The sequence below is a fragment of the Variovorax durovernensis genome (genome assembly GCF_977011995.1).
Map to the genome: position 1 here is coordinate 3868311 of NZ_CDRNCW010000001.1, position 23781 is coordinate 3892091.

19 protein-coding genes and 1 tRNA gene are annotated in these 23781 nt (G+C 66.4%); 6 read left to right on the top strand and 14 right to left on the bottom strand.

Going from position 1 to position 23781, the window contains the following annotated elements; genetic code table 11:
* The first annotated feature begins 8 nt into the window (after window positions 1-8).
* Together ACWV14_RS18370 and ACWV14_RS18375 are read left to right on the top strand one after the other, a co-directional pair.
* Complete coding sequence (locus ACWV14_RS18370; RefSeq protein WP_454902959.1) at window positions 9-1187, top strand: efflux RND transporter periplasmic adaptor subunit; 1179 nt, start codon at window positions 9-11, stop codon at window positions 1185-1187.
* A gap of 10 nt (window positions 1188-1197) precedes the next feature.
* Window positions 1198-4284 (top strand): efflux RND transporter permease subunit, encoded by a 3087-nt coding sequence (locus tag ACWV14_RS18375; RefSeq protein WP_422086879.1) that lies wholly within the window; start codon window positions 1198-1200, stop codon window positions 4282-4284.
* A 68-nt stretch (window positions 4285-4352) separates the two neighbouring features.
* Here ACWV14_RS18375 and ACWV14_RS18380 read toward each other — a convergent pair whose 3' ends face one another.
* Window positions 4353-4595 (bottom strand): hypothetical protein, encoded by a 243-nt coding sequence (locus ACWV14_RS18380; RefSeq protein WP_454902960.1) that lies wholly within the window; start codon window positions 4593-4595, stop codon window positions 4353-4355.
* Between the two features lie 142 nt (window positions 4596-4737).
* Between ACWV14_RS18380 and ACWV14_RS18385 the strand changes: the two genes are divergently transcribed.
* The gene (locus ACWV14_RS18385) at window positions 4738-5622 is read left to right on the top strand and encodes a hypothetical protein (RefSeq protein WP_454902961.1); all 885 of its coding nucleotides are present in this window, start codon (window positions 4738-4740) and stop codon (window positions 5620-5622) included.
* A gap of 83 nt (window positions 5623-5705) precedes the next feature.
* Here the strand turns inward: ACWV14_RS18385 and ACWV14_RS18390 are convergent, their stop codons facing one another.
* The 5 genes from ACWV14_RS18390 to ACWV14_RS18410 all read right to left on the bottom strand — a co-directional run bounded on the left by ACWV14_RS18390 (window position 5706) and on the right by ACWV14_RS18410 (window position 12048).
* Complete coding sequence (locus ACWV14_RS18390) at window positions 5706-6569, bottom strand: isocitrate lyase/PEP mutase family protein (RefSeq protein ID WP_454902962.1); 864 nt, start codon at window positions 6567-6569, stop codon at window positions 5706-5708.
* Window positions 6570-6603: 34 nt separating this feature from the next.
* A complete protein-coding gene (gene prpF / locus ACWV14_RS18395) occupies window positions 6604-7794 on the bottom strand; it encodes a 2-methylaconitate cis-trans isomerase PrpF (protein ID WP_454902963.1) in 1191 nt (396 codons plus the stop codon).
* Window positions 7795-7813: 19 nt separating this feature from the next.
* On the bottom strand, window positions 7814-10420 hold the full coding sequence (gene acnD / locus ACWV14_RS18400; protein ID WP_454902964.1) for a Fe/S-dependent 2-methylisocitrate dehydratase AcnD: 2607 nt from the start codon (window positions 10418-10420) through the stop codon (window positions 7814-7816).
* A gap of 66 nt (window positions 10421-10486) precedes the next feature.
* Window positions 10487-11650 carry a bifunctional 2-methylcitrate synthase/citrate synthase gene (prpC, locus tag ACWV14_RS18405; protein ID WP_454902965.1) on the bottom strand — a complete coding sequence of 388 codons (1164 nt, stop codon included), beginning with the start codon at window positions 11648-11650 and terminating at the stop codon, window positions 10487-10489.
* Complete coding sequence (locus tag ACWV14_RS18410; protein WP_454902966.1) at window positions 11647-12048, bottom strand: acyl-CoA thioesterase; 402 nt, start codon at window positions 12046-12048, stop codon at window positions 11647-11649. Before ACWV14_RS18410 ends, prpC begins: the two co-directional genes overlap by 4 nt.
* Before the next feature lie 138 nt (window positions 12049-12186).
* Here ACWV14_RS18410 and ACWV14_RS18415 point away from each other — a divergent pair, with 138 nt between their 5' ends.
* Window positions 12187-13608, top strand: a complete 1422-nt coding sequence (locus ACWV14_RS18415; protein WP_454902967.1) for a short-chain fatty acyl-CoA regulator family protein — start codon at window positions 12187-12189, stop codon at window positions 13606-13608.
* 153 nt (window positions 13609-13761) lie between these two features.
* Here ACWV14_RS18415 and ACWV14_RS18420 read toward each other — a convergent pair whose 3' ends face one another.
* Window positions 13762-14808 carry an RNA methyltransferase gene (locus tag ACWV14_RS18420; protein WP_454902968.1) on the bottom strand — a complete coding sequence of 349 codons (1047 nt, stop codon included), beginning with the start codon at window positions 14806-14808 and terminating at the stop codon, window positions 13762-13764.
* Between the two features lie 75 nt (window positions 14809-14883).
* Here ACWV14_RS18420 and ACWV14_RS18425 point away from each other — a divergent pair, with 75 nt between their 5' ends.
* Window positions 14884-15141, top strand: a complete 258-nt coding sequence (locus tag ACWV14_RS18425; protein ID WP_454902969.1) for a helix-turn-helix domain-containing protein — start codon at window positions 14884-14886, stop codon at window positions 15139-15141.
* A 37-nt stretch (window positions 15142-15178) separates the two neighbouring features.
* Here the strand turns inward: ACWV14_RS18425 and ACWV14_RS18430 are convergent, their stop codons facing one another.
* The 6 genes from ACWV14_RS18430 to tolB all read right to left on the bottom strand — a co-directional run bounded on the left by ACWV14_RS18430 (window position 15179) and on the right by tolB (window position 20197).
* A complete protein-coding gene (locus ACWV14_RS18430) occupies window positions 15179-16564 on the bottom strand; it encodes an MFS transporter (RefSeq protein ID WP_454902970.1) in 1386 nt (461 codons plus the stop codon).
* Window positions 16565-16688: 124 nt separating this feature from the next.
* Window positions 16689-16764, bottom strand: a tRNA-Lys gene (locus tag ACWV14_RS18435).
* A gap of 49 nt (window positions 16765-16813) precedes the next feature.
* Entirely contained in the window at window positions 16814-17635 is an 822-nt protein-coding gene (locus ACWV14_RS18440) for a tRNA threonylcarbamoyladenosine dehydratase (protein WP_454906014.1), read from the bottom strand.
* Window positions 17636-17678: 43 nt separating this feature from the next.
* Window positions 17679-18428, bottom strand: coding sequence for a tol-pal system protein YbgF (gene ybgF / locus ACWV14_RS18445; protein WP_081270502.1), 750 nt, complete (start codon window positions 18426-18428; stop codon window positions 17679-17681).
* Window positions 18428-18946, bottom strand: coding sequence for a peptidoglycan-associated lipoprotein Pal (gene pal, locus ACWV14_RS18450; protein WP_454902971.1), 519 nt, complete (start codon window positions 18944-18946; stop codon window positions 18428-18430). The genes ybgF and pal overlap by 1 nt, the downstream gene beginning before the upstream one ends.
* A 24-nt stretch (window positions 18947-18970) precedes the next feature.
* Window positions 18971-20197, bottom strand: coding sequence for a Tol-Pal system beta propeller repeat protein TolB (gene tolB, locus ACWV14_RS18455; RefSeq protein ID WP_454902972.1), 1227 nt, complete (start codon window positions 20195-20197; stop codon window positions 18971-18973).
* Window positions 20198-20449: 252 nt separating this feature from the next.
* On the opposite strand from tolB, the gene msbA reads away from it, so the two are divergent.
* On the top strand, window positions 20450-22234 hold the full coding sequence (gene msbA / locus ACWV14_RS18460) for a lipid A export permease/ATP-binding protein MsbA (RefSeq protein WP_422086892.1): 1785 nt from the start codon (window positions 20450-20452) through the stop codon (window positions 22232-22234).
* Between the two features lie 19 nt (window positions 22235-22253).
* Here the strand turns inward: msbA and rng are convergent, their stop codons facing one another.
* Window positions 22254-23780: a ribonuclease G gene (gene rng / locus ACWV14_RS18465; RefSeq protein ID WP_237680298.1), complete on the bottom strand. Its 1527-nt coding sequence runs from the start codon at window positions 23778-23780 to the stop codon at window positions 22254-22256.
* Between the last annotated feature and the right edge of the window lies 1 nt (window position 23781).

Below are 23781 nucleotides of genomic sequence, written 5' to 3' on the forward strand. Positions count from 1 at the left end.
GCCTACCCATGACCCGGAGAATGATCATCATGATCGGCTGCGTGCTGCTGCTGGTCGCCGCGCTGGCGCTCGGCAAGTTCCTGCAGATCCGCGCGCTGATTGCGGCCGTGCCCAAGCCGGGTCCGCAGACCGTGTCGACCGCCGAAGTGCAGAAGCTGCAGTGGCAGTCGCAGTTCACCGCCGTCGGCACGCTCAACCCGGTGCGCGGCGCCGACCTGAGCACTGAAGTCGCGGGCCTGGTGCGCACCGTGCACTTCAAGTCGGGCCAGGACGTGAAGGCCGGCGCGCTGCTGGTCGAGCTCAACGCCGACTCCGACATCGCCCTGCTGCACTCCGCCGAAGCCGCCGCCGCGCAGGCCGCCACCGTGCTCAAGCGCGACCAGGCGCAGCTCGCGGTGCAGGCCGTGAGCCAGGCGCAGATCGACGCCGACACCAACGACCTGAAGGCCAAGCGCGCGCAGGTCGAGCAGCAGGCCGCCATCGTGGCCAAGAAGTCCATCCGCGCGCCCTTCGCGGGCAGACTGGGCATCAGCGCGCTCAATCCCGGCCAGTACGTGAACGCCGGCGACAAGCTGGTCACGCTGCAGACGCTCGACCCGATCTACGTCGACTTCACGCTGCCGCAGCAGCAGCTCGCAGGGCTCGCGGTCGGCCAGGTGGTGAACCTCACGGTCGACACCTTCCCGGGCCAGACCTTCAGCGGCAAGATCAACGCGATCAGCCCCAAGGTGGACGCCGCCACGCGCAACGTGCAGGTGCAGGCCACCATCGCCAACCCCAAGCAGGTGCTGCTGCCGGGCATGTTCGCGAACGTGAAGATCGACATCGGCGGCATGCAGGAATACCTGACGCTGCCCTCCACCGCCGTGACCTACAACCCCTACGGCTCGACCGTGTACGTGGTGAAGCCGGCCGATCCGCCCAAGGCCGGTGCACCAGGTACGCCCGGCACGCCGGCACCGGCGCCCGCCACCGACGCCTCCGGCAAGCCCCAGCTCGTGGCCCAGCAGATCTTCATTGAAACCGGCCCGACGCGCGGCGACCAGATCGCCATCGTCAAGGGGCTGCAAGCCGGCCAGGTGGTGGTGAGCAGCGGCCAGAACAAGCTGAAGAACGGCACGCCGGTCACGGTGGACAACAGCGTCAAGCCATCCAACGACCCGGCGCCGACGCCGCAGGAAAAGTGAGGCCCCGCGCATGAACTTCACCGACATCTTCATCCGCCGGCCGGTGCTGGCGATGGTGGTGAGCCTGCTGATCGTGGTGCTGGGGCTGCGTGCGCTGGCGGGCCTGCCCGTCAACCAGTACCCCAAGACCGAGAACGGCGTGGTCACCATCAGCACCGCCTACTACGGCGCGGACGCGGCCACGGTCGCGGGCTTCATCACGCAGCCGCTCGAAGCCGCCGTGTCGCAGGCGCAGGGCATCGACTACCTGTCGTCCTCGAGCAGCCTGGGCGTGTCGACCATCACCGCCACGCTGCGGCTGAACTACGACTCCAACCGCGCGCTGACCGAGATCAACACGCAGGTCAACTCCGTGCGCAACCAGCTGCCGCCGCAGGCGCAGCAGCCGGTGCTCACGGTGGCCACGGGCCAGACGACCGACGCGATGTACATCGGCTTCTACAGCGACACGCTGCCCAACAACAACGTGACCGACTTCCTGGTTCGCGTGGTGCAGCCCAAGCTGAACGCCATTCCGGGCGTGCAGACCGCGGAAATCCTGGGTGCGCGCACCTTCGCGCTGCGCGCCTGGCTGGACGCGCAGAAGATGGCCGCCTTCGGCGTGACCGCCACCGACGTGAGCGCGGCGCTCTCCGCCAACAACTACCTGGCCGCCGTCGGCCAGAGCAAGGGCCAGATGGTGAGCGTGCCGCTGACGGCCGGCACCTCGCTGCACAGCGTGGACGAGTTCAAGCAGCTGTCCATCAAGAGCAGCAACGGCGCCATCGTGCGGCTGCAGGACGTGGCCAACGTGACGCTGGGCTCGGAGAACTACGACTTCAACGTCGCGTTCAACGGCGTGCGCTCGGTGTTCATCGGCATCAAGGTAGCGCCCGAGGCCAACATCCTGGACGTGGCCAAGCAGGTGCGCACCGTGTTCCCCGACCTGCAGTCGCAGCTGCCCTCCGGGCTGACCGGCAAGATCGTCTATGACTCGACCGACTTCATCAACACCTCCATCAGCGAAGTGATCAAGACGCTGGTCGAGGCGCTGGTGATCGTGACGGTGGTGATCTACCTGTTCCTGGGCAGCTTCCGCGCGGTGGTGGTGCCCGTCATTGCAATGCCGCTGTCGCTCATCGGCACCTTCTTCATCATGCTGGTGCTGGGCTACTCCATCAATCTGCTCACGCTGCTGGCGCTGGTGCTGGCGATCGGGCTGGTGGTGGACGACGCGATCATCGTGGTGGAGAACGTCGACCGACACATGCGGGAGGGCAAGTCGCCCATGCAGGCCTCGCTGCTCGCGGCGCGGGAGCTGGGCGGGCCCATTCTTGCCATGACTGTGGTGCTGGTGGCGGTGTACGTGCCCATCGGCTTCCAGGGCGGGCTGACCGGATCGCTCTTCACCGAATTCGCATTCACGCTCGCGGGCTCGGTGGTGGTGTCGGGCATCGTGGCGCTCACGCTGTCGCCGATGATGTGCTCGCGCTTCTTCAAGCCCGAGCAGGACAGCGGCAAGTTCGCGATGAAGATCGAGCACATCTTCGAGCGCGTGCACCACCGCTACCAGCTCATCCTGCGCAGCGTGCTCAAGACCTGGCCGGTGATGATCGTCATGGGCGTGATCCTGGTGGCGCTGCTGTTCGTGATGTTCAAGATGTCGAAGTCGGAGCTTGCACCCGAGGAAGACCAGGGCATCGTGCTGTCGCAGGTGGTGGGCGCGCCCACGGCCACCATCAACCAGATGCAGACGTACGCGGACCAGATCTTCAAGGTCGCGCACGACACGCCCGAGTACGCGCAGCTGTTCCAGCTGACCGGCGTGCCCAGCACCAACGCGGGCATTGCCGGCGTGCTGCTCAAGCCCTGGGACGAGCGCACCCGCAGCGCGCACGACATCCAGACCGACCTGCAGAAGCGCTGGAACGGCATTGCCGGCGCCAAGGTGGTGGCCTTCCAGTTCCCGGCGCTGCCGGGCGCCTCGGGCCTGCCGGTGCAGTTCGTCATCAAGACGACCGAGCCCTTCGAGAACCTGAACACCCTCGCGCAGCAGGTCATGGACAAGGCGCGCGCCGACGGCAAGTTCTACTACATCGACGCCGACCTGAAGATCGACCTGCCGCAGGCCACCGTGGTGGTCGACCGCGACAAGATCGCCACTCTGGGCATCACCCAGCAGGACGTTGGCAACGCCATGGGCGCGGCGCTGGGCGGCGGCTACGTCAACTACTTCTCGATCTCGGGACGCTCGTACAAGGTGATTCCGCAGGTGCAGCAGGTCGACCGGCTCAACCCGTCGGACGTGCTCAACTTCTACATCAAGACGCCCAACGGCGTGGTGCCCGCGAGCACCGTGGCGAGCCTGAAGTACTCGGTGCAGCCGGAGACGGTCAACCACTTCCAGCAGCTCAACTCGGTGACCATCCAGGGCGTGCCCAGCGGCACCCAGGGCGAGACGCTGGAGTACCTGCGCGGCGTGGTGCAGCAGCTGGCGCCCAGCGGCTATTCGGTGGACTACTCGGGCCAGTCGCGCCAGTTCGTGCAGGAGTCGGGCAACTTCGCCATCACCTTCGTGTTCGCGCTGATCATCGTGTTCCTGGCGCTGTCGGCGCAGTTCGAGAGCTTCCGCGACCCGGTGGTGATCCTGGTGTCGGTGCCGCTCGCGCTCTTCGGCGCCATGATCTTCATCTTCTGGGGCTTCGCCTCGATGAACATCTACACGCAGGTGGGCCTGGTGACGCTGATGGGCCTCATCAGCAAGCACGGCATCCTGATCGTCGAAGTGGCCAACCGGCTGCAGAAGCAGGGCCTGAGCAAGCTGGACGCCATCGTCGAGGCGGCCGGCACCCGGCTGCGTCCGATCTTGATGACCACGGCCGCGATGGTGTTCGGCGTGCTGCCGCTGGTGATTGCCTCGGGCGCGGGCGCCGCCGGCCGCAAGGCGATGGGCATCGTGATCTTCAGCGGGCTGTCGATCGGCACGCTGTTCACGCTGTTCGTGGTGCCTGCGATGTACCTGGCCATCGCGGCGCGGCACCAGAAGGAAGAAAAGGAAGAGGAAGGCACCGCCACTGGCGCACCGGCACTGCCGGGCAGCGTGGCACCGGAGGCCTGAGCGCTGCGCTCATCCATTCATCCGGCATGAAAGAGCCCGTGGTCGAGAAGACCGCGGGCTTTTTTACTTCAATCGCAGCGGTAGAAGACCTCGCCCTCGGAAACGCGCTTGGCCGGGTCTTCCGCACCCTGGTTGGCCAGGAAGCGCATCGGTGCGCCGAAGTTGCGGCAGTAGTTCTCGGCATCCCGCGCGGTCGGCGACTTGAAGACGCCGTTGCCGAGCGGGGTGTAGCGAGGCGCCGTGCGGGTGACGCACCCGGCGGCCAATGCCGCGGCCAGGACGAGGACGGAAAGAGAAATGAAACGGTGCATCTGAGGGCAATGTAAGGTGACAGCGAGCCGCAAGTAAGCCGAGCGGCTTAACCGCTTCATGGGATAGGCATGAGGACCCCGGATTTTGCATGATGGGTCTCGATGGCTTGGCACAGCGCCCGGCCCCAACCCGGGAGCCGACGTGGCCAATCTCAACCAGGATCAACGCCTGCGACTTGCCTGCTACATCAACCTGATGGATGCCCGCCCGCTGGTCGCCGTGCACCCCACGCCCAGGCAGCGCACCGGCTTTGCCGTACCGGGAACGCACACCGGCAATATCTACGACAACGCTTGCTGGAACTGGGCGCTGACCGGGGGGACCGGCCGCATTGCAGATCCGGAAAGCGCGGTATCGATCTGGGAAGACATCATCGCGATGAACATCCTTGTCGAGCCGCCCGCCGTTGCCGGAATCAATAATGTGGACGCGAACTACCCGGGCTCGGGCGCGGATTTCACGCTTCTGCGCAACAACTGGGTTGCCGCGGCTGGAGGCAACCTGGCAGCCCAAGCCACGTTCAAGGAAGCGATGCTGCGAATTGCCGCGCGCAAGAACGGCCTGACGGTATCCGTCGGCCCTTGGGCCAATGCCCCCTACTCACTGCACATGAGGACAGCCGAGTGGTACAGCTGGCACCACATGGGCATCGGCATTGAGCTTGCATACCGCGGCGCCATGCGACGCACCATCGTTCAAACCGTACCCAATACCCGCGTGTTGCACAGTTGCAGCGTGATGTGGGACGAAGGCCAGGCCGAGACCGTGATCGGGCTCAACTCGCTGAAGACCGCGCATGTCGACGTTCTCGACGAAGTGCCCGTGATGTGCTGCATCTGCAACGCGGTTCCTGTGGGCCTGCTCATGCCGACCAAAGGCTGGCACCGCTGCGGACATTGTTCAGCCGTCTATTGCCGCGTCCACAAGGCAGCGCTCATCGTGACCACGCAAAAGACGACGTGGAATCCCCACACTGTGCGTACATGCAGTCGCCTGGGATGCGTCGGCCAAACGCGCCACATCTGACCGGCGACCGCCCGTTACCTTCGAAACGAAGACGGAGGTCATGGACCCGCCTTCTTCGAAGGTGGTCACTCCTCTCCGCTTCCTCAGCTTGCGTAGCGCTTTTCGAGCGCGTCTAGCTCGGGCTTGCGCACCAGCCGCTGGCGCTCGGCGAAGGGCACGACCAGCGCCGGGTCTTCGTCCACGCGCTTGGTCTCGCGCAGCACCGTCAGCGCCTTCTGCATGCCGGCGACCGCGCCCTGCAGCGCCGCGTTCGCGTACAGCACGATGCCGTAGCCCAGGCCGGCCAGTTCCTCGGCGCCGAAGATCGGCGTCTTGCCGCCGATCACCATGTTCATCAGCTGCGGCTTCTTCAGCCGCTGCGGCAGCGAGCGGATTTCGTCGGCCGTGGTCACGGCCTCCACGAACAAGATGTCGGCGCCGGCCTCGCTGAACTTCTGCGCACGCTCGATGGCGGCCTCGAAGCCCAGCGTGGCGGCTGCATCGGTGCGGGCCATGATGAGCAGGTCGGGGTCGGTGCGCGCATCGACGGCCGCCTTGATCTTGTTCACCGCTTCCTCGGTGGAAATCACGTCCTTGCCCGAGAAATGACCGCAGCGCTTGGGCGCGACCTGGTCCTCGAACTGGATGCAGTCGGCGCCGGCACGCTCGAGCACGCGCACCGTGTGGCGCACGTTGAGCGCGTTGCCGAAGCCGGTGTCGGCATCGACGATCAGCGGCAGGCCCACCGCGTCGCGGATGCGCGCCGTGTGGTCGGCGATTTCGTGCAGGCCCATGAAGCCCTGGTCGGGCAGGCCGAACCACATGTTGGTGACGCCCGCGCCGGTGACATAGATGGCTTCGAAGCCCAGGTCTTCGATCACGCGCGCCGACAGCGCGTTGAAGGCACCCGGCACCAGCACGCCGCGGCGCGCCTCGGCCAGGGATCGGAGGGTCTTGCGAGTCGACATCGGTTTTTCCTGTGTATGAGTCGGTGAAAAAAGATCAGGAGGCGTCGCCGGGTATGCGCACCCAGCCTTCCATCAGCACGCGGGCGCTGCGGCTCATGACGGCCTTGGTCACTTGCCATTCGCCATCGACCTTGTTCGCCTGCGCCCCCACGCGCAAGGTGCCCGAAGGATGGCCGAAGCGCACGGCCTCGCGTTCGCCGCCGCCGGCCGCGAGGTTCACCAGCGTGCCCGGAATGGCGGCGGCCGTGCCGATGGCCACGGCCGCAGTGCCCATCATGGCGTGGTGCAGCTTGCCCATGGACAGCGCGCGCACCAGCAGGTCGACATCGCCCGCACTCACCTGCTTGCCGCTGGAGGCGGTGTAGCCGGCGGGCTTTGCCACGAACGCGACCTTGGGCGTGTGCTGCCGGCCGGCCGCTTCGTCGATGTGCTTGATGAGGCCCATGCGCACCGCGCCGTGGGCACGGATGGCCTCGAACTTAGCGAGCGCGGCGGGGTCGCCGTTGATCGCGTCCTGCAGTTCGGTGCCGGTGTAGCCGATGGCTTCGGCGTCGACGAAGATGGTCGGGATGCCGGCGTTGATCATCGTTGCCCGCAGCGTGCCGACGCCTGGAACCTCCAGTTCGTCGACCAGTTGGCCAGTGGGAAACATCGCACCGCCCGCGCCCTCTTCTTCCGCCGCCGGGTCCATGAATTCGAGCTGCACTTCGGCCGCCGGGAAGGTCACGCCGTCGAGTTCGAAGTCGCCGGTTTCCTGCACCGCGCCGTCGGTCATGGGCACGTGCGCCACGATGGTCTTGCCGATGTTGGCCTGCCAGATGCGCACCACGGCCACGCCGTTGCGCGGAACCCGGCCGGCGTCGATCAGGCCGTTGCTGATGGCGAAGGGGCCGACGGCGGCCGAGAGGTTGCCGCAGTTGCCGCTCCAGTCGACGAAGGGCTGGTCGATCGACACCTGGCCGAACAGATAGTCCACGTCGTGGCCCGGCCGCTCGCTCTTCGAGAGGATGACCGTCTTGCTCGTGCTCGAGGTGGCGGCGCCCATGCCGTCGATCTGCTTGCCGTAGGGGTCGGGGCTGCCGATGACGCGCAGCAGCAGTGCGTCGCGTGCCTTGCCGGGCACCCGGGCCGCCTCGGGCAGGTCTTGAAGGCGGAAGAACACGCCCTTGCTGGTGCCGCCGCGCATGTAGGTGGCGGGAATCCTGATCTGTGGTGCGGAAGCCATGATGCGTGCGATTGTCGGTTCAGGAGGCTGCGGAGGCAGCCACGGTAGAGGCCAGGAAGTCCTGCGCGAAGCGCTGCAGCACGCCGCCGGCTTCGTAGATCGACACTTCCTCCGCGGTGTCGAGGCGGCAGGTCATGGGCACTTCGAGCCGCTCGCCGTTGCGCCGGTGGATGACGAGCACGAGGTCGGCGCGCGGCTTGCGGTCGCCTGTCACGTCGTAGGTCTCGGTGCCGTCCAGGCCCAGCGTCAGGCGGTTGGTGCCGGGCTTGAACTCCAGCGGCAGCACGCCCATGCCGATCAGGTTGGTGCGGTGGATGCGCTCGAAGCCCTCCGCCGCGATGGCTTCAACGCCCGCCAGCCGCACGCCCTTGGCGGCCCAGTCGCGCGACGAGCCCTGGCCGTAGTCGGCCCCGGCCACGATGATGAGCGGCTGCTTGCGCTGCATATAGGTCTCGATGGCTTCCCACATGCGCATGACCTGCCCTTCCGGCTCCACGCGCGCCAGCGAGCCGGCCTTCACCGTGCCGTCGGCATTGCGCACCATCTCGTTCCTGAGCGTGGGATTGGCGAAGGTGGCGCGCTGCGCGGTGAGGTGGTCGCCGCGGTGGGTGGCGTAGGAATTGAAGTCTTCCTCCGGCAGGCCCATCCTGTGCAGGTACTCTCCGGCCGCGCTGTCCATCATGATCGCGTTGGACGGCGACAGGTGGTCGGTGGTGATGTTGTCCGGCAGCACCGCCAGCGGACGCATGCCACTGAGCGTGCGTTCGCCGGCCAGCGCGCCTTCCCAGTACGGCGGTCGGCGGATGTAGGTGGACGCGGCGCGCCAGTCGTACAGCGGCGTCACCTTCTCGCCGGTGTCGGGCTGGATGGCGAACATCGGCTCGTACACCTGGCGGAAGTGCTCGGGCTTGACGCTCGACTTCACGATGGCGTCGATTTCCTCGTCGGCGGGCCAGATGTCCTTCAGGCGGATCTCCTTGCCGTCGATCACGGTCAGCACATCTTTCTCGATGTCGAAGCGCACCGTGCCGGCAATGGCGTAGGCCACCACCAGCGGCGGCGAGGCAAGGAACGCCTGCTTCGCATACGGGTGGATGCGGCCGTCGAAGTTGCGGTTGCCCGAGAGCACTGCCGTCGCATACAGGTCGCGCTCGACGATCTCCTGCTGGATGACGGGGTCCAGCGCGCCCGACATGCCGTTGCACGAGGTGCAGGCATAGGCCACCACGCCGAAGCCGAGCTTTTCCAGCTCGCCCATGAGGCCCGCTTCCTGCAGGTACAGCGTCACGGCCTTGGAGCCGGGCGCCAGCGACGACTTGACCCAGGGCTTGCGCGTGAGGCCGACGCGGTTGGCGTTGCGCGCCAGCAGGCCGGCGGCGATCACGTTGCGCGGGTTGCTGGTGTTGGTGCAGCTGGTGATGGCCGCAATGATCACGGCGCCGTCGGGCATGCGGCCCGGCTCGTCTTTCCACGGCGCGGCGATGCCGCGGGCCGCGAGATCGGTGGTGGCCACGCGCGCATGCGGGTTCGACGGGCCGGCCATGTTGCGCACGACCGTGGAAAGGTCGAACTGCAGCACGCGCTCGTACTGCGCGTCTTTCAGCGCATCGGCCAACAGGCCGGTGTGCCTGGCGTAGGTCTCGACAAGCCGCACCTGCTCGTCGGCTCGGCCGGTGAGGCGCAGGTAGTCGATGGTCTGCTGGTCGATGGCGAACATGGCCGCCGTGGCGCCGTATTCGGGCGCCATGTTCGAGATGGTCGCGCGGTCGCCGAGCGTGAGGCTCGAGGCGCCCTCGCCGTGGAACTCGAGGTACGCCCCCACCACCTTCGACTTGCGCAGGAACTCGGTCAGCGCCAGCACCACGTCGGTGGCGGTGATGCCCGGCTGCGGCCGGCCCGAGAGCTTCACGCCGACGATGACGGGCAGGCGCATCCACGAGGCGCGGCCCAGCATCACGTTCTCGGCCTCCAGCCCGCCCACGCCGATGGCGATCACGCCCAGCGCGTCGACGTGCGGCGTGTGGCTGTCGGTGCCGACCAGCGTGTCGGGAAAGGCCACGCCGTCCTGCGCATGCACCACGGGCGACATCCGCTCCAGGTTGATCTGATGCATGATCCCGTTCCCCGGCGGGATCACCTCCATGTTCTTGAAGGCACGCTTCGTCCATTCGATGAAGTGGAAGCGGTCTTCGTTGCGCCGGTCCTCTATGGCGCGGTTCTTCTCGAAGGCATCGGGGTCGAAGCCGCCGCACTCCACCGCCAGCGAATGGTCGACGATGAGTTGCACCGGCACCACCGGGTTCACCTGGGCCGGATCGCCGCCCTGCTGTGCAATGGCATCTCGCAGCCCGGCCAGGTCGACCAGCGCGGTCTGCCCGAGGATGTCGTGGCACACCACGCGCGCCGGGAACCACGGGAAATCGTGTTCCCTCTTTCCATCGACGATCTGCGTCAGGCTTTGCCGGAGGATGGCCGGGTCGCACCGGCGCACGAGGTTCTCGGCATGTACGCGCGAGGTGTATGGCAGCGTGGCCCAGGCGCCCGGGCGGATGGCCTCGACGGCTTCGCGTGCGTCGAAATAGTCCAGCGAAGTGCCGGGGAGGTTCTTGCGGTATTGGATGTTCATGGGGCGGCGCTCGGGCCCGCACAACGCGTGCGGACTCGCTTTCTTCTCTTGTCTCTTCTTCTCTTTTTACTTCCGATCCTGGATCGGCGCGAACTTCAGGTCTTCCGGCCCGGTGTAGTTGGCGCTCGGCCGGATGATCTTGTTGTCGATGCGCTGCTCGATGATGTGCGCGGCCCACCCCGAGGTGCGCGCGATGACGAACAGCGGCGTGAACATCGCCGTGGGCACGCCCATCATGTGGTAGCTCACGGCACTGAACCAGTCGAGGTTGGGGAACATCTTCTTGACCTCCCACATCACGCTCTCCAGGCGCTCGGCAATGTCGAACATCTTGGTCGAGCCGGCTTCTTCCGACAGCGACTTCGCCACGCCCTTGATGACCACGTTGCGCGGGTCGCTCACGGTGTAGACCGGGTGGCCGAAGCCGATCACCACTTCCCTGGCCTCCACGCGGCGGCGGATGTCGGCCTCGGCCTCGTCGGGCGAGTCGTAGCGCTTCTGGATCTCGAAGGCCACCTCGTTGGCGCCGCCATGCTTGGGCCCGCGCAGCGCACCGATGGCGCCGGTGATGGCCGAGTACATGTCGGAGCCGGTGCCGGCCACCACGCGCGCGGTGAAGGTGGAGGCGTTGAACTCGTGCTCGGCGTAGAGATTGAGCGATGTGTGCATCGCCCGCTCCCAGCTCGCCGAGGGCTTGCGGCCGTGCAGCAGGTGCAGGAAGTGCGCGCCGATCGAGTCGTCGTCGGTTTCCACGTCGATGCGCTTGCCCTGCGTCGACCAGTGGTACCAGTACAGCAGCATCGAACCCAGCGAAGCCATCAGCCGGTCGGCGATGTCGCGCGCGCCGGGCAGGTTGTGGTCTTCCTTCTCGGGGAGCATGCAGCCCAGCGACGAGACGCCGGTGCGCATCACGTCCATCGGGTGGGCGCCGGCGGGCAGTTGCTCCAGCGCTTCCTTCAGGCTCGCGGGCAGGCCGCGCATCGACTTGAGCTTCGCCTTGTAGGCGCGCAGTTCCGCGGCCGTGGGCAGCTTGCCGTGCACAAGCAGGTGGGCAATTTCCTCGAACTCGCAGACCTGCGCGATGTCGAGGATGTCGTAGCCGCGGTAGTGCAGGTCGTTGCCGGTACGCCCGACCGTGCACAGCGCGGTGTTGCCGGCGGTCACGCCGGACAGGGCCACGGATTTCTTGGGCTTGAAGCCGGGGGCGGCGGGGGTTGCGATGTCGTTCATGCTTCTTCCTTTACTGGATTCAGGTGTGTCCCGGGTATGCGCCTGGGCCGTCCGCTCTTGTCGACGACGACCATCTCGAAAAAGGAGCGCAGCGCCTCGCGCGGCGCCTGCCCCAGTTGCTCGAAGGTGCCGGCGACGCTGACCGTGAGCGAACTGCGGCCCTGCCGGCTGACCCATGCGCGCAGCCGCAGCACGCTGCCGACCGGCACGGGTGCCAGGAACTGCGCGTCGCCGCAGCCGGCCATGACCACGTCGGCCTGCGCGAAGGCCCGTGCCGCCAGGAAGGCCGCCTTGGACATCAGCATCAGGGCGTTGCCGCCGAACAGCGTGCCGTAGTGGTTGGCGTGCTCCGGGAACACGATTTCGGTGAGTTCGAGCGCCGTGTCCTGGTTTGTCATGCTTCGCAATTTACGCAAATGCACACCCATAATGAAGGCCTGAATTAGCCAATCATTGCGAATGAGAAACCCCTTTTTTGCAAATTTTGCGAATACGCAGCTTTCGCAAAACGGCGCGCATTCCGAAGGAACCTCACCATGAGCAAGACATTCATGGGCGTGCGGTTGCGCAAGCTGCGCGCCGAACGCGGAATGACGCAGGTGGCGCTTGCCCAGGCGCTCGGCCTGTCGCCCAGCTACCTCAACCAGCTGGAGCAGAACCAGCGGCCGCTGACCGTGGCCGTGCTGCTCAGGATCAGCCGCACGCTCGGCGTCGACGTGCAGCAGTTCTCGGAAGACGAGGAAGCCCGCCTCGTCTCGAGCATGCGCGACGCGCTGGCCGACAACCCCGGCGGAGAAGCCGTCGCCCTGCCCGAGCTGCGCGAAGTGGCCTCGCAGATGCCCGCGGTGGCGCGCGCGCTGCTCGCGCTGCACCGTCGCCACCAGGAAGCCATGGAGCGCCTGGAGATCATGGCCAACGAACTCGGCGACGGCCGAGGCGAACTGACGAATGCACGCCCCATGCCTTTCGAGGCGGTGCGCGATTTCTTCTTCGCGCACCAGAACCACTTCGAGGAACTGGACCTGCTGGCGGAAAAGCTCGCGGACGAAGCGCGCGGCCACGGCGGCTCGCTGTCCGAATGGCTGCAGTCGCGGCTCATGAATCAACACGGCGTGCGCGTGGTGCCCACGGACGACGACGCCATGGACAGCCAGCGCCGCTACGACCCCGCCAGCCGCGTGCTGCGCCTGTCGGGCAGCCTGGAGCCCGGCCAGCAGTCGTTCCAGCTGGCGACCCAATTGGCATTGCTGGAGCAGACGAAGCTGATCGAGTCGCTGCTGGAGAGCGCCAACTTCAACGACGCCCCGACGCATGCGCTGGCCCGCATCGGGCTGGCGAACTACTTCGCCAGTGCCGTGCTGCTGCCCTACGGACTTTTCCTGAAGGCCGCGGAAACCCTCCGCTACGACATCGACCTGCTGGCGCGCCGCTTCGGCGTCGGCTTCGAGACCATCTGCCACCGCCTGAGCGCCATGCAGCGGCCTGGCGCACCCGGCGTGCCGTTCTTCTTCATTCGCGTGGACCGCGCCGGCAACATCTCAAAGCGGCAGTCGGCCACGCACTTCCACTTTTCAAAGACTGGCGGCACCTGCCCGCTGTGGAACGTGTACGAAGCCTTCGCGCAACCCGGGCGCGTGCTGCGGCAACTCGCGCGCATGCCCGACGGGCGCACCTACCTCTGGGTTGCGCGCACGGTGTCGCACGGGCAGCGCGGCTTCGACTCGCCCAGCAAGACCTTCGCCATCGGCCTGGGATGCGACATCCGCCATGCGCCGCGGCTGATCTACGCCAAGGGCCTGGACCTGACCGACCAGGACGTGCCCACCCCTATCGGCATGGGCTGCAAGGTGTGCGAGCGCGTGGCCTGCCCGCAGCGGGCGTTTCCGTTCATCGGGCGGGCGCTGGACGTGAACGAGAACGAAAGCCGGTTCACGCCCTACGCGGTGGCGGATGCCTGAACCCCAAAAAAAGCAGCCCGCACGAAGGCGGGCTGAATGGCCCCCATCTCGCAAAGGGCCTGTGGAGGGAGGTGCCCGTCGGAGGAATCAAACGGGCAGCGCGATGATCGCGGCCAATCTGGGAGACTTCGTGGAGGACGCCAGCGCCGGCGGCTATTTGCGGTTCGCGGCTCTTGTCGGCATCGCGACCCGCACTTCGGCCACTTCGGCGGCGCGCGCCCTCAGCTGGCCGCAACCGCCGTCGACGTCCTGCCCCGCAGAATTGCGCAGCTTGGTCAGGATGCCGCGCTCGTGCAGCGTGCGGGCCATCTGCTCGCAGCGTTCCCACGACGGCCGGCTGAAGGCCACGCCGTCGACCGCGTTGAAGGGAATCATGTTCAGCACGCAGTACTTGCCCGAAAGCAGCCGCACGATGCCATCGATCTCGTCCTGCCCGTCGTTCACGCCTTCGAGCAGCGTCCACTGGTACTGGATCGGGTAGCCGGTGGCCCGCGCATAGCGTTCGCCTTCGGCGACCAGTTCTTCGGGCGTCATGTTCGGCGCGCGCGGAAGCAGCTTCCTGCGCAACTCTGCCTTGGTGGTGTGCAGCGAAAGCGCCAGCGCGGGCCTGACGCGCTCCTGGAGCAGCCGCTCGAACACGCGTGGATCGCCGACAGTGGAAAACACCAGGTTCTTGTGGCCCACGTTGCCCACGGTGCCGAGCAACTCGATGGCTTCCAGCACGTTGTCGAGGTTGTGGGCCGGCTCGCCCATGCCCATGAACACCACCTTGCGCACCGGCCGGCGCATTCGCGCAAGCGCCACCTGGGCAATGATCTCGGCGCTGCCCACTTGCCGCAGCAGGCCGTCGCGGCCCGTCATGCAGAACTGGCACCCGACGGCGCAACCGACCTGCGAGGAAACGCATAGGCCGTCGCGCGGCAGCAGCACGCTTTCGACGGTCTGGCCGTCCGCGAGCGCCACCAGCAGCCGCTCGGAACCGTCGGCACCCGGGTGGACTGCATGGATGCGCGCCAGCCCCTCAAGCTCGGCTTCGATGGACGGCAGGGCTTCCATCAGCGACGACGGGAAAAAGCTCGCCGGCAGGCGCCTGCCGCTGTTGCGCGGCAGCGCATGGGACCACAGCCGCAGGATCCGCTGCTCGTGGCTGGGGCCCGCGCCGGCTTCCCGGAGTCGTCGTTTCAGTTCGTGGATTCGCATGCAATGTGGGGGCTGTAGGCCCCAGATTGTGCCCGGCGGGCGCCGCGCGCCGCTTCGGTGGCGGACAATCCGGGCATGGCCCAAGGCAAACGAATTTCAGTCGATATCGGGGAAGACGCCCTCCAGACCATCAAGGCGCTGGGCGCCGCGGCCAAGCTGGCGCGCACCGGTGCCGGCGAAGGCCAGGCCGCCGCGGCGGCGCGGCTGGGCGTGCATGTGCAGACGATTGCGCGGATCGAATCGGGCGAGCCCGGCGTTTCGGTCGGGCACATGGTGGGGCTGCTGGCGCTTTACGGGATCTCTGTGAAGCTGGAGCAGCCTGGGGGCAATTGAGTGCTTCGCCCATGGCCGCGCCAAGCCAGACCCCTGATTAGCGCAGCCCCGCACCCTCCTCCTTCGACAGCTTGGTGAACGACAGCAGCGACAGCAACGTCATCGCCCCCACCACGCCGAAGGCCGGAGAAAAATCTTCCGCCGTGAGCCGATCCGCACCGCTGCCGTTCCACCACGCCGCCAGCGTGACCAGTGTGGCGCCGAGCGTCACGCCCAGGCTCAGCGAGAGTTGCTGCGCCATGCTGTTCAGCGTGGCCGCGTGGCTCATGCGAGGCTTGGGAATCTGCGAGAAGCCCAGTGTCTGCAGCGACACCATGGCCATCGAATTCACCAGCCCACCGAACAGCAGCATGATGAAGATCTGCACATGCGGGGTGGTCGGGCGGAAGTGGCCGTAGCTCACGTAGCAAAGGCTGGTCAGGCAGGTCGCGCCGACCAGCAGCGAGCGGAAGCCGATCGTGCGTATCGCCTTGGCCATGACGGTGCGCGTGGCCAGCGAGCCCAGCGCGGTGGCCATCGTCAAACTGCCCGAGGCCAGCGGCGAGAGCCCGAAGCCCAGTTGCAGCATCAGCGGCAGCAGGAACGGCGAGGCACCGATCGCAATGCGCAGCGGCGTGCCGCCGATGATCGATGCGCGGTACGTCGGGAAGCGCAAGATGCCCAGGTCGATCAGCGGGGCTGCCCTGTTGCGGCTTCGCAGGTGATACACCAGCGACACCAGCACGCCAAAAGCCGCCATCGCCCAGATGGCCGGCACCGGCAGCAATGACTTCCCCACCATCTCCAGGCTGCCGAGCAGCGCCGTCAGGCCCACGGCCAGCAGCACGAAGCCTTCGATGTCGAAGGGCGCGGGCGAACTGTCTTCAGGCAGGTCGTTGATGAAGCGCAGCGCGCCGGCAATCGCAAGCAGGCCGAACGGGATGTTGATGAGGAAGATCCAGCGCCACGAGGCCAGCGTGACGATGGCGCCGCCGAACAGCGGCCCGGCCAGCCGGCCGAACGCAGGCGGCACGGTGAACCACACCATGGCCGACACCATCTGCGCCGGCGGAACGCTGCGCAGCAGGATGAGGCGCCCCACTGGCAGCATCATCGCGCCGCCCAGCCCCTGCAGCACCCGGAACGCCACCAGCTGAGGCAGCGTCTGCGCCGCGCCGCACAAGGTGGAACCCAGCGAGAAGAAAGCCACCGCCACGCAGAACACCCGCCGGGGCCCGAAGCGCTCGGCCAGCCAGCCGCTGACGGGAAGGAACACAGCCAGGCTCAGCAGGTACGAGGTGATCGCGAGGTTCAGGTGCAGCACGCTCACGTCGAGTGCATTCGCGATGGTCGGCAGGGCCGTGGCCATCACCGAGGTGTCCAGGTTCTGGAGAAACAGTGGCGAGGCGACGATGAGGGGAACGATGCGGTGACGGGGCGGCATGGGGCCATTGTCGGTATGCGCGCATCGTGGCTGATAGCCTGGCTGCGAAAACTCCCCCACAGCGCCAAAGAAAAAGGCCGCTTGAATGCGGCCTTGATCGGGGTGTCTCAGAGAAAAGAGGTTCTGGTAGGACGTACTGGATTCGAACCAGTGACCAACGGATTAAAAGTCCGCTGCTCTACCAACTGAGCTAACGTCCCGGAACCATTTTTCGCTTCTTGCCGGCGTTGAATCCAGCAAAGCCTAAGATTATAGCGCGAGGTTTGACGCTATTTTGTCGAGAACCCAGCCTGCCGCACATTGGCCGAATGTCGCAGTCACACTGACGACCGATCCGTAACCGTGACAGTTGAGCGAACCGTCGCCTTCGATCGCGCACGAAGCATCGGGCGGCGCCACGCTTTCGCGGCTGAAGACACAGGTCACGCCGATCTTGCGGCCTTCGCGCGGAGCGCCATGCTCCTTGCGCAGGCGCTGGCGCAACTGGGCCAGCAGCGGGTCGTGCGTGACGAGCGACAGGTCGTCGATGTCGACCTTGTGCGCCTGCCGCTTGCCGCCAGCCGCGCCGACAGTGATGAAGGCGGCGCGCGATGCTCGTGCCCATGCGGCCATCGTCAGCTTGGCCTTCACCTGGTCGCATGCATCCACGACGGCCGTCACAGGCCCGTTCGTGGCCTCGGCGGCTTCGAGCACCGTCGTCCAGTTGCCTGGCTCCACGAACTCGTCGACCGCGAGCACCTTGCACTCCGGGTTGATCTGCGCAATGCGGTCGCGCATGGCCTCGACCTTCGCCTGCCCCACCGTCGCATCGAGCGCGTGGATCTGCCGGTTGATGTTCGACTCGGACACGTGGTCGAGATCGACCAGCGTCAGCCGCCCCACCCCGCTGCGTGCCAGCGCCTCAACGGCCCAAGAACCCACCCCGCCGATGCCGACGACAAGCACGTGCGCATTGCGGATGCGTGCGGCACCCGCAACGCCATACAGGCGCTCCAAGCCGCCGAAGCGGCGCGCATAGTCAGGCGCCGCGGTGTCGATGACGACGTCCGCGGCGGCAAGAGGAGTGGTGATTGCGGCAGTGATGATCGCGCTCAAGCGGAAAGCTCCGCCTGCATCAGCGCAAACGCGAGAGTCGTTCGCGGCCGGCCTGCGCGGCTTCGGACTGCGGGTAGGCCTTGGTCAGGTCTTCCAGCGTGCGGCGCGCGGCGCGCGTGTCCTTCAGTTCGATCTGGCAGTTCGCGATCGACAGCACGGCCTCGGGGGCCTTGGCATGGTCGGGCGCGAGCGACAGCATCGAACGGAAATTCGCGATCGCCTCGTTGTAGTTGCGCGTGGCGTATTGGGCGTTGCCGAGCCAGAACAGCGCCGAGGCGTTGTAGCCGCTCTGCGGGTAGCGCTTGACGAATTCGGCGAACGCGGTCTGCGCCTGCGCGAACTGGCCAGAGCGGAACACACCGAGGGCGGCGTCGAAATCGGCCTTTTCCTTCGGATCGGCGTTGAACTCGCGGCCGTCCACCGACACCTTCGAGGGCTCGCTCTGCTTGAGCTTGTCGTCGAGGGTGGTCTGGCGCGACTGCATTTCGCTCACGGTGCGCGTGAGCTGCTCGTTCTGGCCGGTCATGCGCGCCAAATCGCCTCGCATCTGCTCGATCTGGTTCTGCAGATCGAGCAGGCTGCGACGCAATTGGCCGTTTTCGTCGGTCAGTCGCTGGTCGGTTTGCTGGCGCATGGCCTCGACGCGCTGGCGCAGATCGAGAATGGCGCGGCGAGCCTCGTCATCCTCGAACAGTGCGGCCTGCGACCCCACCGAGACACAAAGCAAGGCGGCAGCCAGCGCCGCGCCTCGCAACACAGCGCGGTGCATCACTGGCGGTACGTGATTTCGGCGCGACGGTTCTGCGCCCAGACTTCTTCACCCGAACCCTGGACGGCAGGCTTTTCCTTGCCGAAGCTCACGGCTTCGATCTGGTTGTCGCTCACGCCCAGCAGGGTCAGTGCACGACGCACGGCTTCCGAACGCTTCTGGCCCAGCGCCAGGTTGTATTCGCGGCCGCCGCGCTCGTCGGTGTGACCTTCGATCGACACTCGGCGCTGCGGGTTGGCCTTGAGGAAACGTGCATGACCATCGATGGCCGACTGGAACTCGGGCTTGACCGTGTAGCTGTCGTAATCGAAGTAGATGATGCGCGCCACGCCCACCGGACCTTGCGCGGTGCCCGCGTTCGGATCGATGGTCACAGGAGCCACGGCGCTAGCGCCACCTTGCTGGCCGCCGGCGGTGCCGGAGCGGTCGGTCACCGGCGTTTCGTTGAGCTTGGTGCCCGACGAACAACCGGCAATAAGAGCCACGATGGCCAGCGAATAGATCGTACGTTTCAACATTTCGAACTCCTCAAGTAAACCTAATCATTGCTTTTGAAACGGACCCCAGTCCGGTTCTCTTATGTCTCCCGCCTGCCCAGCCAGTCGTGCCTTTATTTTTCCATCCAAAGTGGTCGTCATCAGGGCTTCGCGGCCTTGCAGCTGCGTGGCGTAGACGATCAATTTGCTGTTCGGGGCAAAACTCGGGCTCTCGTCGGCGGTGGTGTCCGTGATGGCGCTGACATTGCCGGTGGCCAACTCCATCACATGGAGTTTGAATGCACCTCCCACCCGGGAGATGTAGGCCAACCACCGGCCATCGCCGCTGACAGCCGGAGAAATGTTGTAGGTGCCGCTGAAGGTCACCCGTGTCGGGTTGCCGCCGCTGGCACCCATCTTGTAGATCTGCGGGGCACCACCGCGGTCGCTGACGAAGTAGATGGTGCTGCCGTCGGCCGAGAACGCTGGCTCGGTGTCGATGCTCGAGCTTTGCGTCAGGCGGCGCGGTTCGCCGCCGCCGGCCGGAATGGTGAAGAGTTGCGAACCGCCGTCGCGGCTCAGGGTGACGGCAAGCGAGTTGCCGTCGGGTGCCCAGGCCGGTGCGCTGTTCGATCCCTTGAAGTTCGCGAGCAGGCGACGCTGGCCGCTGGCCACGTTGTGCACGTAGACGACCGGCTTGCGCGACTCGAAGGACACATATGCCAGTTGCTGGCCATTGGACGACCAGCACGGCGAGATGATCGGCTCGGGGCTGGCCAGCGCGGCTTGCGCGTTTTCGCCGTCGGCGTCGGCCACCCACAGCGAATAGCGGCTGCCGGCCTTGGTGACGTAGGCGATGCGGGTCGAGAAGATGCCTTTTTCGCCGGTCAGCTTTTCATAGACGTAGTCCGCGATGCGGTGCGAAGCCAGACGCAGGTCGCCTTGCGGCACGGTGTAGCTCTGTCCGCCGAGATCCTGTCCCTTGACCACGTCCCACAGCCGGAAACGCACGTCGAAGCGGCCGTCGGCCAGGCGGCTGACGCTGCCCACCACGAGCGAGTCGGCGGTGCGCTGGCGCCACAGCGACAGGTCGGGGCGCGAGGCCTCGTCCAGCGCCTGGCCAGAGGCATCGACGCCACGGAACTGGCCGCTTCGCTCCAGGTCGGCCTGGACGATGTCGGAGATCTTCTGCGGGGAGGATTCCTGGCCCTTGAAGGGAACAAGCGCGATTGGCAGCTGCGTCAGCCCGACGCCCGACACTTCGACCCGGAACTGGGCCAGTGCAGGAAGCATGGGAGTGGCGGCTAGGGCCGCAATGAGAGTGCGGCGTGCAAATAGCGATGAAGAAGGAGTTGGAATTGGAGTTGGCAACGGCTTGTTCATGCGGTTCGGAGAGGTTTCCGGGTAAAAAGTTCTCCCCGGCTTGACGGGCCACATGTTACACACTGGTTTGGAGACGCCGTCACAAAACGTTTATCCAGCGGCGCGGTCCTACAGAATCACTTCAGGAAGCCCGGAACAGGGGCACCCGTAGAATCCGCCGCCATGCAAGCTTCCCCCGGCGGCGAGACTCCTCGCCCTCCCCTGATGCGCCGTCTGGCGCGACTCATGACCTGGTTCGGCGGCTCGCGCCAATGGTGGGCCCTTGGATTGAGCGGGGCGATGCTGGCGGCAATCACCGAGCCGCTCATGGCCGCCCTGCTCAAGCCGCTGCTCGACCGCGGCTTCACCCGCGGCGAGATGCCGCTGTGGTTCGTGCCCGCCGCCGTGTTGCTGCTGTTTGCGGTGCGCGGCATTGCCCAGTTCATTTCCCAGTACGCCCTGTCGCGCATTGCCAATGAGGGAATGCAGAAGCTGCGGCGGGTGATGTTCGAGCGGCTGCTCGGCGCAGAACTCGCGCTGTTCGCGCGGCAGTCGGCCAGCGCACTTTCGAACACCGTGGTCTACGAAGTGCAGACCGGCGCGATGCTGCTGGTGCAGGCGCTGCTCGGCCTTTCTCGCGACGGCTTCACGCTGATCGCGCTGCTGGGATATCTGGTCTACCTGAACTGGAAGCTCACCCTCATCGTCGCCTTCCTGGTGCCCAGCATCTCGTGGATCATGAAGGTGTTCTCCAAGCGGCTCTACCGGCTCACGCAGCAGGGCCAGCAGGCCACCGACGAGCTGGCCTATGTGGTCGAGGAAAACGTGCTCGCTCACCGCGTGGTGCGCCTGCACGGTGCCGAAGGCGCGCAGGGCCAACGCTTCGAACAGCTGAGCCAGCGCCTGAACCGCCTGGCCGTGAAGTCGACCATCGCCCAGGCCGCGACCACGCCGCTCACGCAGATGATGGCCTCGCTGGCGCTGTCGGTGGTGGTGATGATCGCGCTGTGGCAGAGCGGCAAGCAGGGCTTTACGGTGGGCGGTTTCGTCGCCTACATCACGGCCATGCTGATGCTGATCGCGCCTATCCGCCGGCTGGCCGAAGTGGCCGGGCCGATCACGCGCGGCCTGGCCGCCCTGGAACGCGGGCTGGTGCTGATCGACGAGGTCGCGCCGGAGTCGCAGGGCACGTTCAACCTCGAGCACGCCCAGGGCCGCATCGAGCTGCGCAACGTGCAGGTCAGCTACCGCGGCGACGACGAACAGCGCGCCCTCGACGGTGTGAGCCTGACCATCGAGCCTGGCCAGGTCGTCGCCTTCGTGGGCCCCTCGGGGTCGGGCAAGACCACGCTGGTCAACCTGCTGCCGCGCTTCGTGCAGCCCAGCAGCGGCCAGGTGCTGCTCGATGGACACGACACCAGCGAATGGCAACTGAAGAGCCTGCGTGCGCAGTTCGCGATGGTCAGCCAGGACGTGGTGATGCTCAACGAGACCCTTGCGGCCAACGTGGCGCTGGGCTCGGAGATCGATCGCGAACGCGTGCTGCAGTGCATAGAGGCGGCCAACCTGAGCTCGCACGTGGAGAACCTGCCCCAGGGCATCGACACCGTGCTGGGCCACAACGCCACGCAGCTGTCGGGCGGCCAACGCCAGCGCTTGGCCATTGCCCGTGCGCTCTACAAGAACGCGCCTGTGCTGCTGCTCGACGAAGCCACCTCCGCGCTAGACACTGAATCGGAGCGCCTCGTGCAGGACGCCCTGCAGCGCCTCATGCAGAACCGCACAACGCTGATCGTGGCCCACCGCCTGTCGACCATCCAGCACGCGGACCGCATCATCGTGATGGAGCAAGGCCGCATTGCCGAGCAAGGCAGCCACGAGCAGCTGATGCAGCTCGACGGCCTTTATGCGCGGCTGCAGACGCTGGCGGTGCGCAGCGCACCGCCGGGGCAAGACCCGACGCTCTGACCAGGCCCTGGCGGGCAGGTCAGAGCAGCACGATGTCGTACTGCCCCTGCCCGATCGCCGGTTCGGACTGCAGCGAAATCGGCTTGCCGATGAAGTCGCTCAGGCCCGCCAGGTGCTGGCTTTCCTCGTCGAGGAACAGCTCGATCACCTGCGGCGACGACACGATGCGGAACTCGCGCGGCGTGAACTGGCGCGCCTCGCGAAGAATCTCTCGCATCACGTCGTAGGCCACGCTGCGCGCAGTCTTCACGATGCCCTGCCCGCCGCATGCTGCGCAAGGTTCGCACAGCATGTGCGCCAGCGATTCGCGCGTGCGCTTGCGCGTCATCTCGACCAGCCCGAGCTGCGAGAAACCGCCCGCCGTGGTCTTGACCCGGTCACGCGCCAGCTGCTTGCGAAACTCCCCAAGAACCTGCTCGCGGTGGTCGTCGCGCCCCATGTCGATGAAGTCGACGATGATGATCCCGCCCAGGTTGCGCAGCCGCAGCTGCCGCGCAATGGCCTGCGCCGCCTCCAGGTTGGTCTTGAAGATGGTGTCGTCGAAGTTGCGCGCACCGACGAAGCCGCCGGTGTTCACGTCCACCGTGGTCAGCGCCTCGGTCTGGTCGACCACGAGATAGCCGCCCGACTTCAGCTCGACGCGCCGCCCCAGCGCCTTTGCGATTTCCTCGTCAACCGAATACAGGTCGAAGATCGGCCGCTCGCCTTTGTAGTGCTGCAGCTTGCCGGCAGCCTTGGGCATGAATTCGAGGCCGAACTTCAGCAGCACCTCGAACTGCTCGCGGGAGTCGATGCGGATGGTCTGCGTGTCTTCGCTGGTCATGTCGCGCAGCACGCGCTGCAGCAGGCTCAGGTCCTGGTGCAGCAGCGACATCGGCGGCATGCGCATCGATGCCTCGCGAATGCGCGACCATGTCTTGCGCAAGTAGGCGATGTCTTCGGCCAGTTCGGGGTCGGAGGAATCCTCGCCGTTGGTACGCAGGATGAAGCCGCCAGTGTTGGCCGGCACCACGCCGCCGCTATCGGCCGCCGCGGCCGCTTCGATCAGCGCCAGCATGCGGTTGCGCAGCGACTCGCGCTGGTCCGACGGGATCTTCTGCGACACGCCAATGTGGTTGTCCTGCGGCAGGAACACCAGCAGGCGCCCGGCGATGCTGATCTGCGTCGACAGCCGTGCGCCCTTGGTGCCGATCGGGTCCTTGATGACCTGCACCAGCAGCGACTGGCCTTCGAACACCTGCTTCTCGATGGGCACCATCGGCCCGCCGTTGCGGTGGTCTCGTTCCGGCGCCGGCGCGCTGGGCCGCGAGCCCGGCGTGAACGGCGCCACGATGTCGGCCACGTGCAGGAAGGCGGTGCGCTCCAGGCCGATGTCGATGAAGGCCGACTGCATGCCCGGCAGCACGCGCGACACCTTGCCGAGGTAGATGTTGCCGACCAGCCCGCGCTCCAGCGTGCGCTCGACGTGCAGCTCTTGCACCGCGCCGTGCTCGACCAGCGCCACACGGGTCTCTTGCGGGGACCAGTTGATCAGGATGTCTTGCATG

Coding starts and splice junctions, on each gene's coding strand:
- ACWV14_RS18370 (WP_454902959.1), top strand. CDS start 9: ATGACCCGGAGAATGATCATCATGATCGGCTGCGTGCTGCTGCTGGTC.
- ACWV14_RS18375 (WP_422086879.1), top strand. CDS start 1,198: ATGAACTTCACCGACATCTTCATCCGCCGGCCGGTGCTGGCGATGGTG.
- ACWV14_RS18380 (WP_454902960.1), bottom strand. CDS start 4,595: ATGCACCGTTTCATTTCTCTTTCCGTCCTCGTCCTGGCCGCGGCATTG.
- ACWV14_RS18390 (WP_454902962.1), bottom strand. CDS start 6,569: ATGTCGACTCGCAAGACCCTCCGATCCCTGGCCGAGGCGCGCCGCGGC.
- prpF (WP_454902963.1), bottom strand. CDS start 7,794: ATGGCTTCCGCACCACAGATCAGGATTCCCGCCACCTACATGCGCGGC.
- acnD (WP_454902964.1), bottom strand. CDS start 10,420: ATGAACATCCAATACCGCAAGAACCTCCCCGGCACTTCGCTGGACTAT.
- prpC (WP_454902965.1), bottom strand. CDS start 11,650: ATGAACGACATCGCAACCCCCGCCGCCCCCGGCTTCAAGCCCAAGAAA.
- ACWV14_RS18410 (WP_454902966.1), bottom strand. CDS start 12,048: ATGACAAACCAGGACACGGCGCTCGAACTCACCGAAATCGTGTTCCCG.
- ACWV14_RS18415 (WP_454902967.1), top strand. CDS start 12,187: ATGAGCAAGACATTCATGGGCGTGCGGTTGCGCAAGCTGCGCGCCGAA.
- ACWV14_RS18420 (WP_454902968.1), bottom strand. CDS start 14,808: ATGCGAATCCACGAACTGAAACGACGACTCCGGGAAGCCGGCGCGGGC.
- ACWV14_RS18425 (WP_454902969.1), top strand. CDS start 14,884: ATGGCCCAAGGCAAACGAATTTCAGTCGATATCGGGGAAGACGCCCTC.
- ACWV14_RS18430 (WP_454902970.1), bottom strand. CDS start 16,564: ATGCCGCCCCGTCACCGCATCGTTCCCCTCATCGTCGCCTCGCCACTG.
- ybgF (WP_081270502.1), bottom strand. CDS start 18,428: ATGCACCGCGCTGTGTTGCGAGGCGCGGCGCTGGCTGCCGCCTTGCTT.
- pal (WP_454902971.1), bottom strand. CDS start 18,946: ATGTTGAAACGTACGATCTATTCGCTGGCCATCGTGGCTCTTATTGCC.
- tolB (WP_454902972.1), bottom strand. CDS start 20,197: ATGCTTCCTGCACTGGCCCAGTTCCGGGTCGAAGTGTCGGGCGTCGGG.
- msbA (WP_422086892.1), top strand. CDS start 20,450: ATGCAAGCTTCCCCCGGCGGCGAGACTCCTCGCCCTCCCCTGATGCGC.
- rng (WP_237680298.1), bottom strand. CDS start 23,780: ATGCAAGACATCCTGATCAACTGGTCCCCGCAAGAGACCCGTGTGGCG.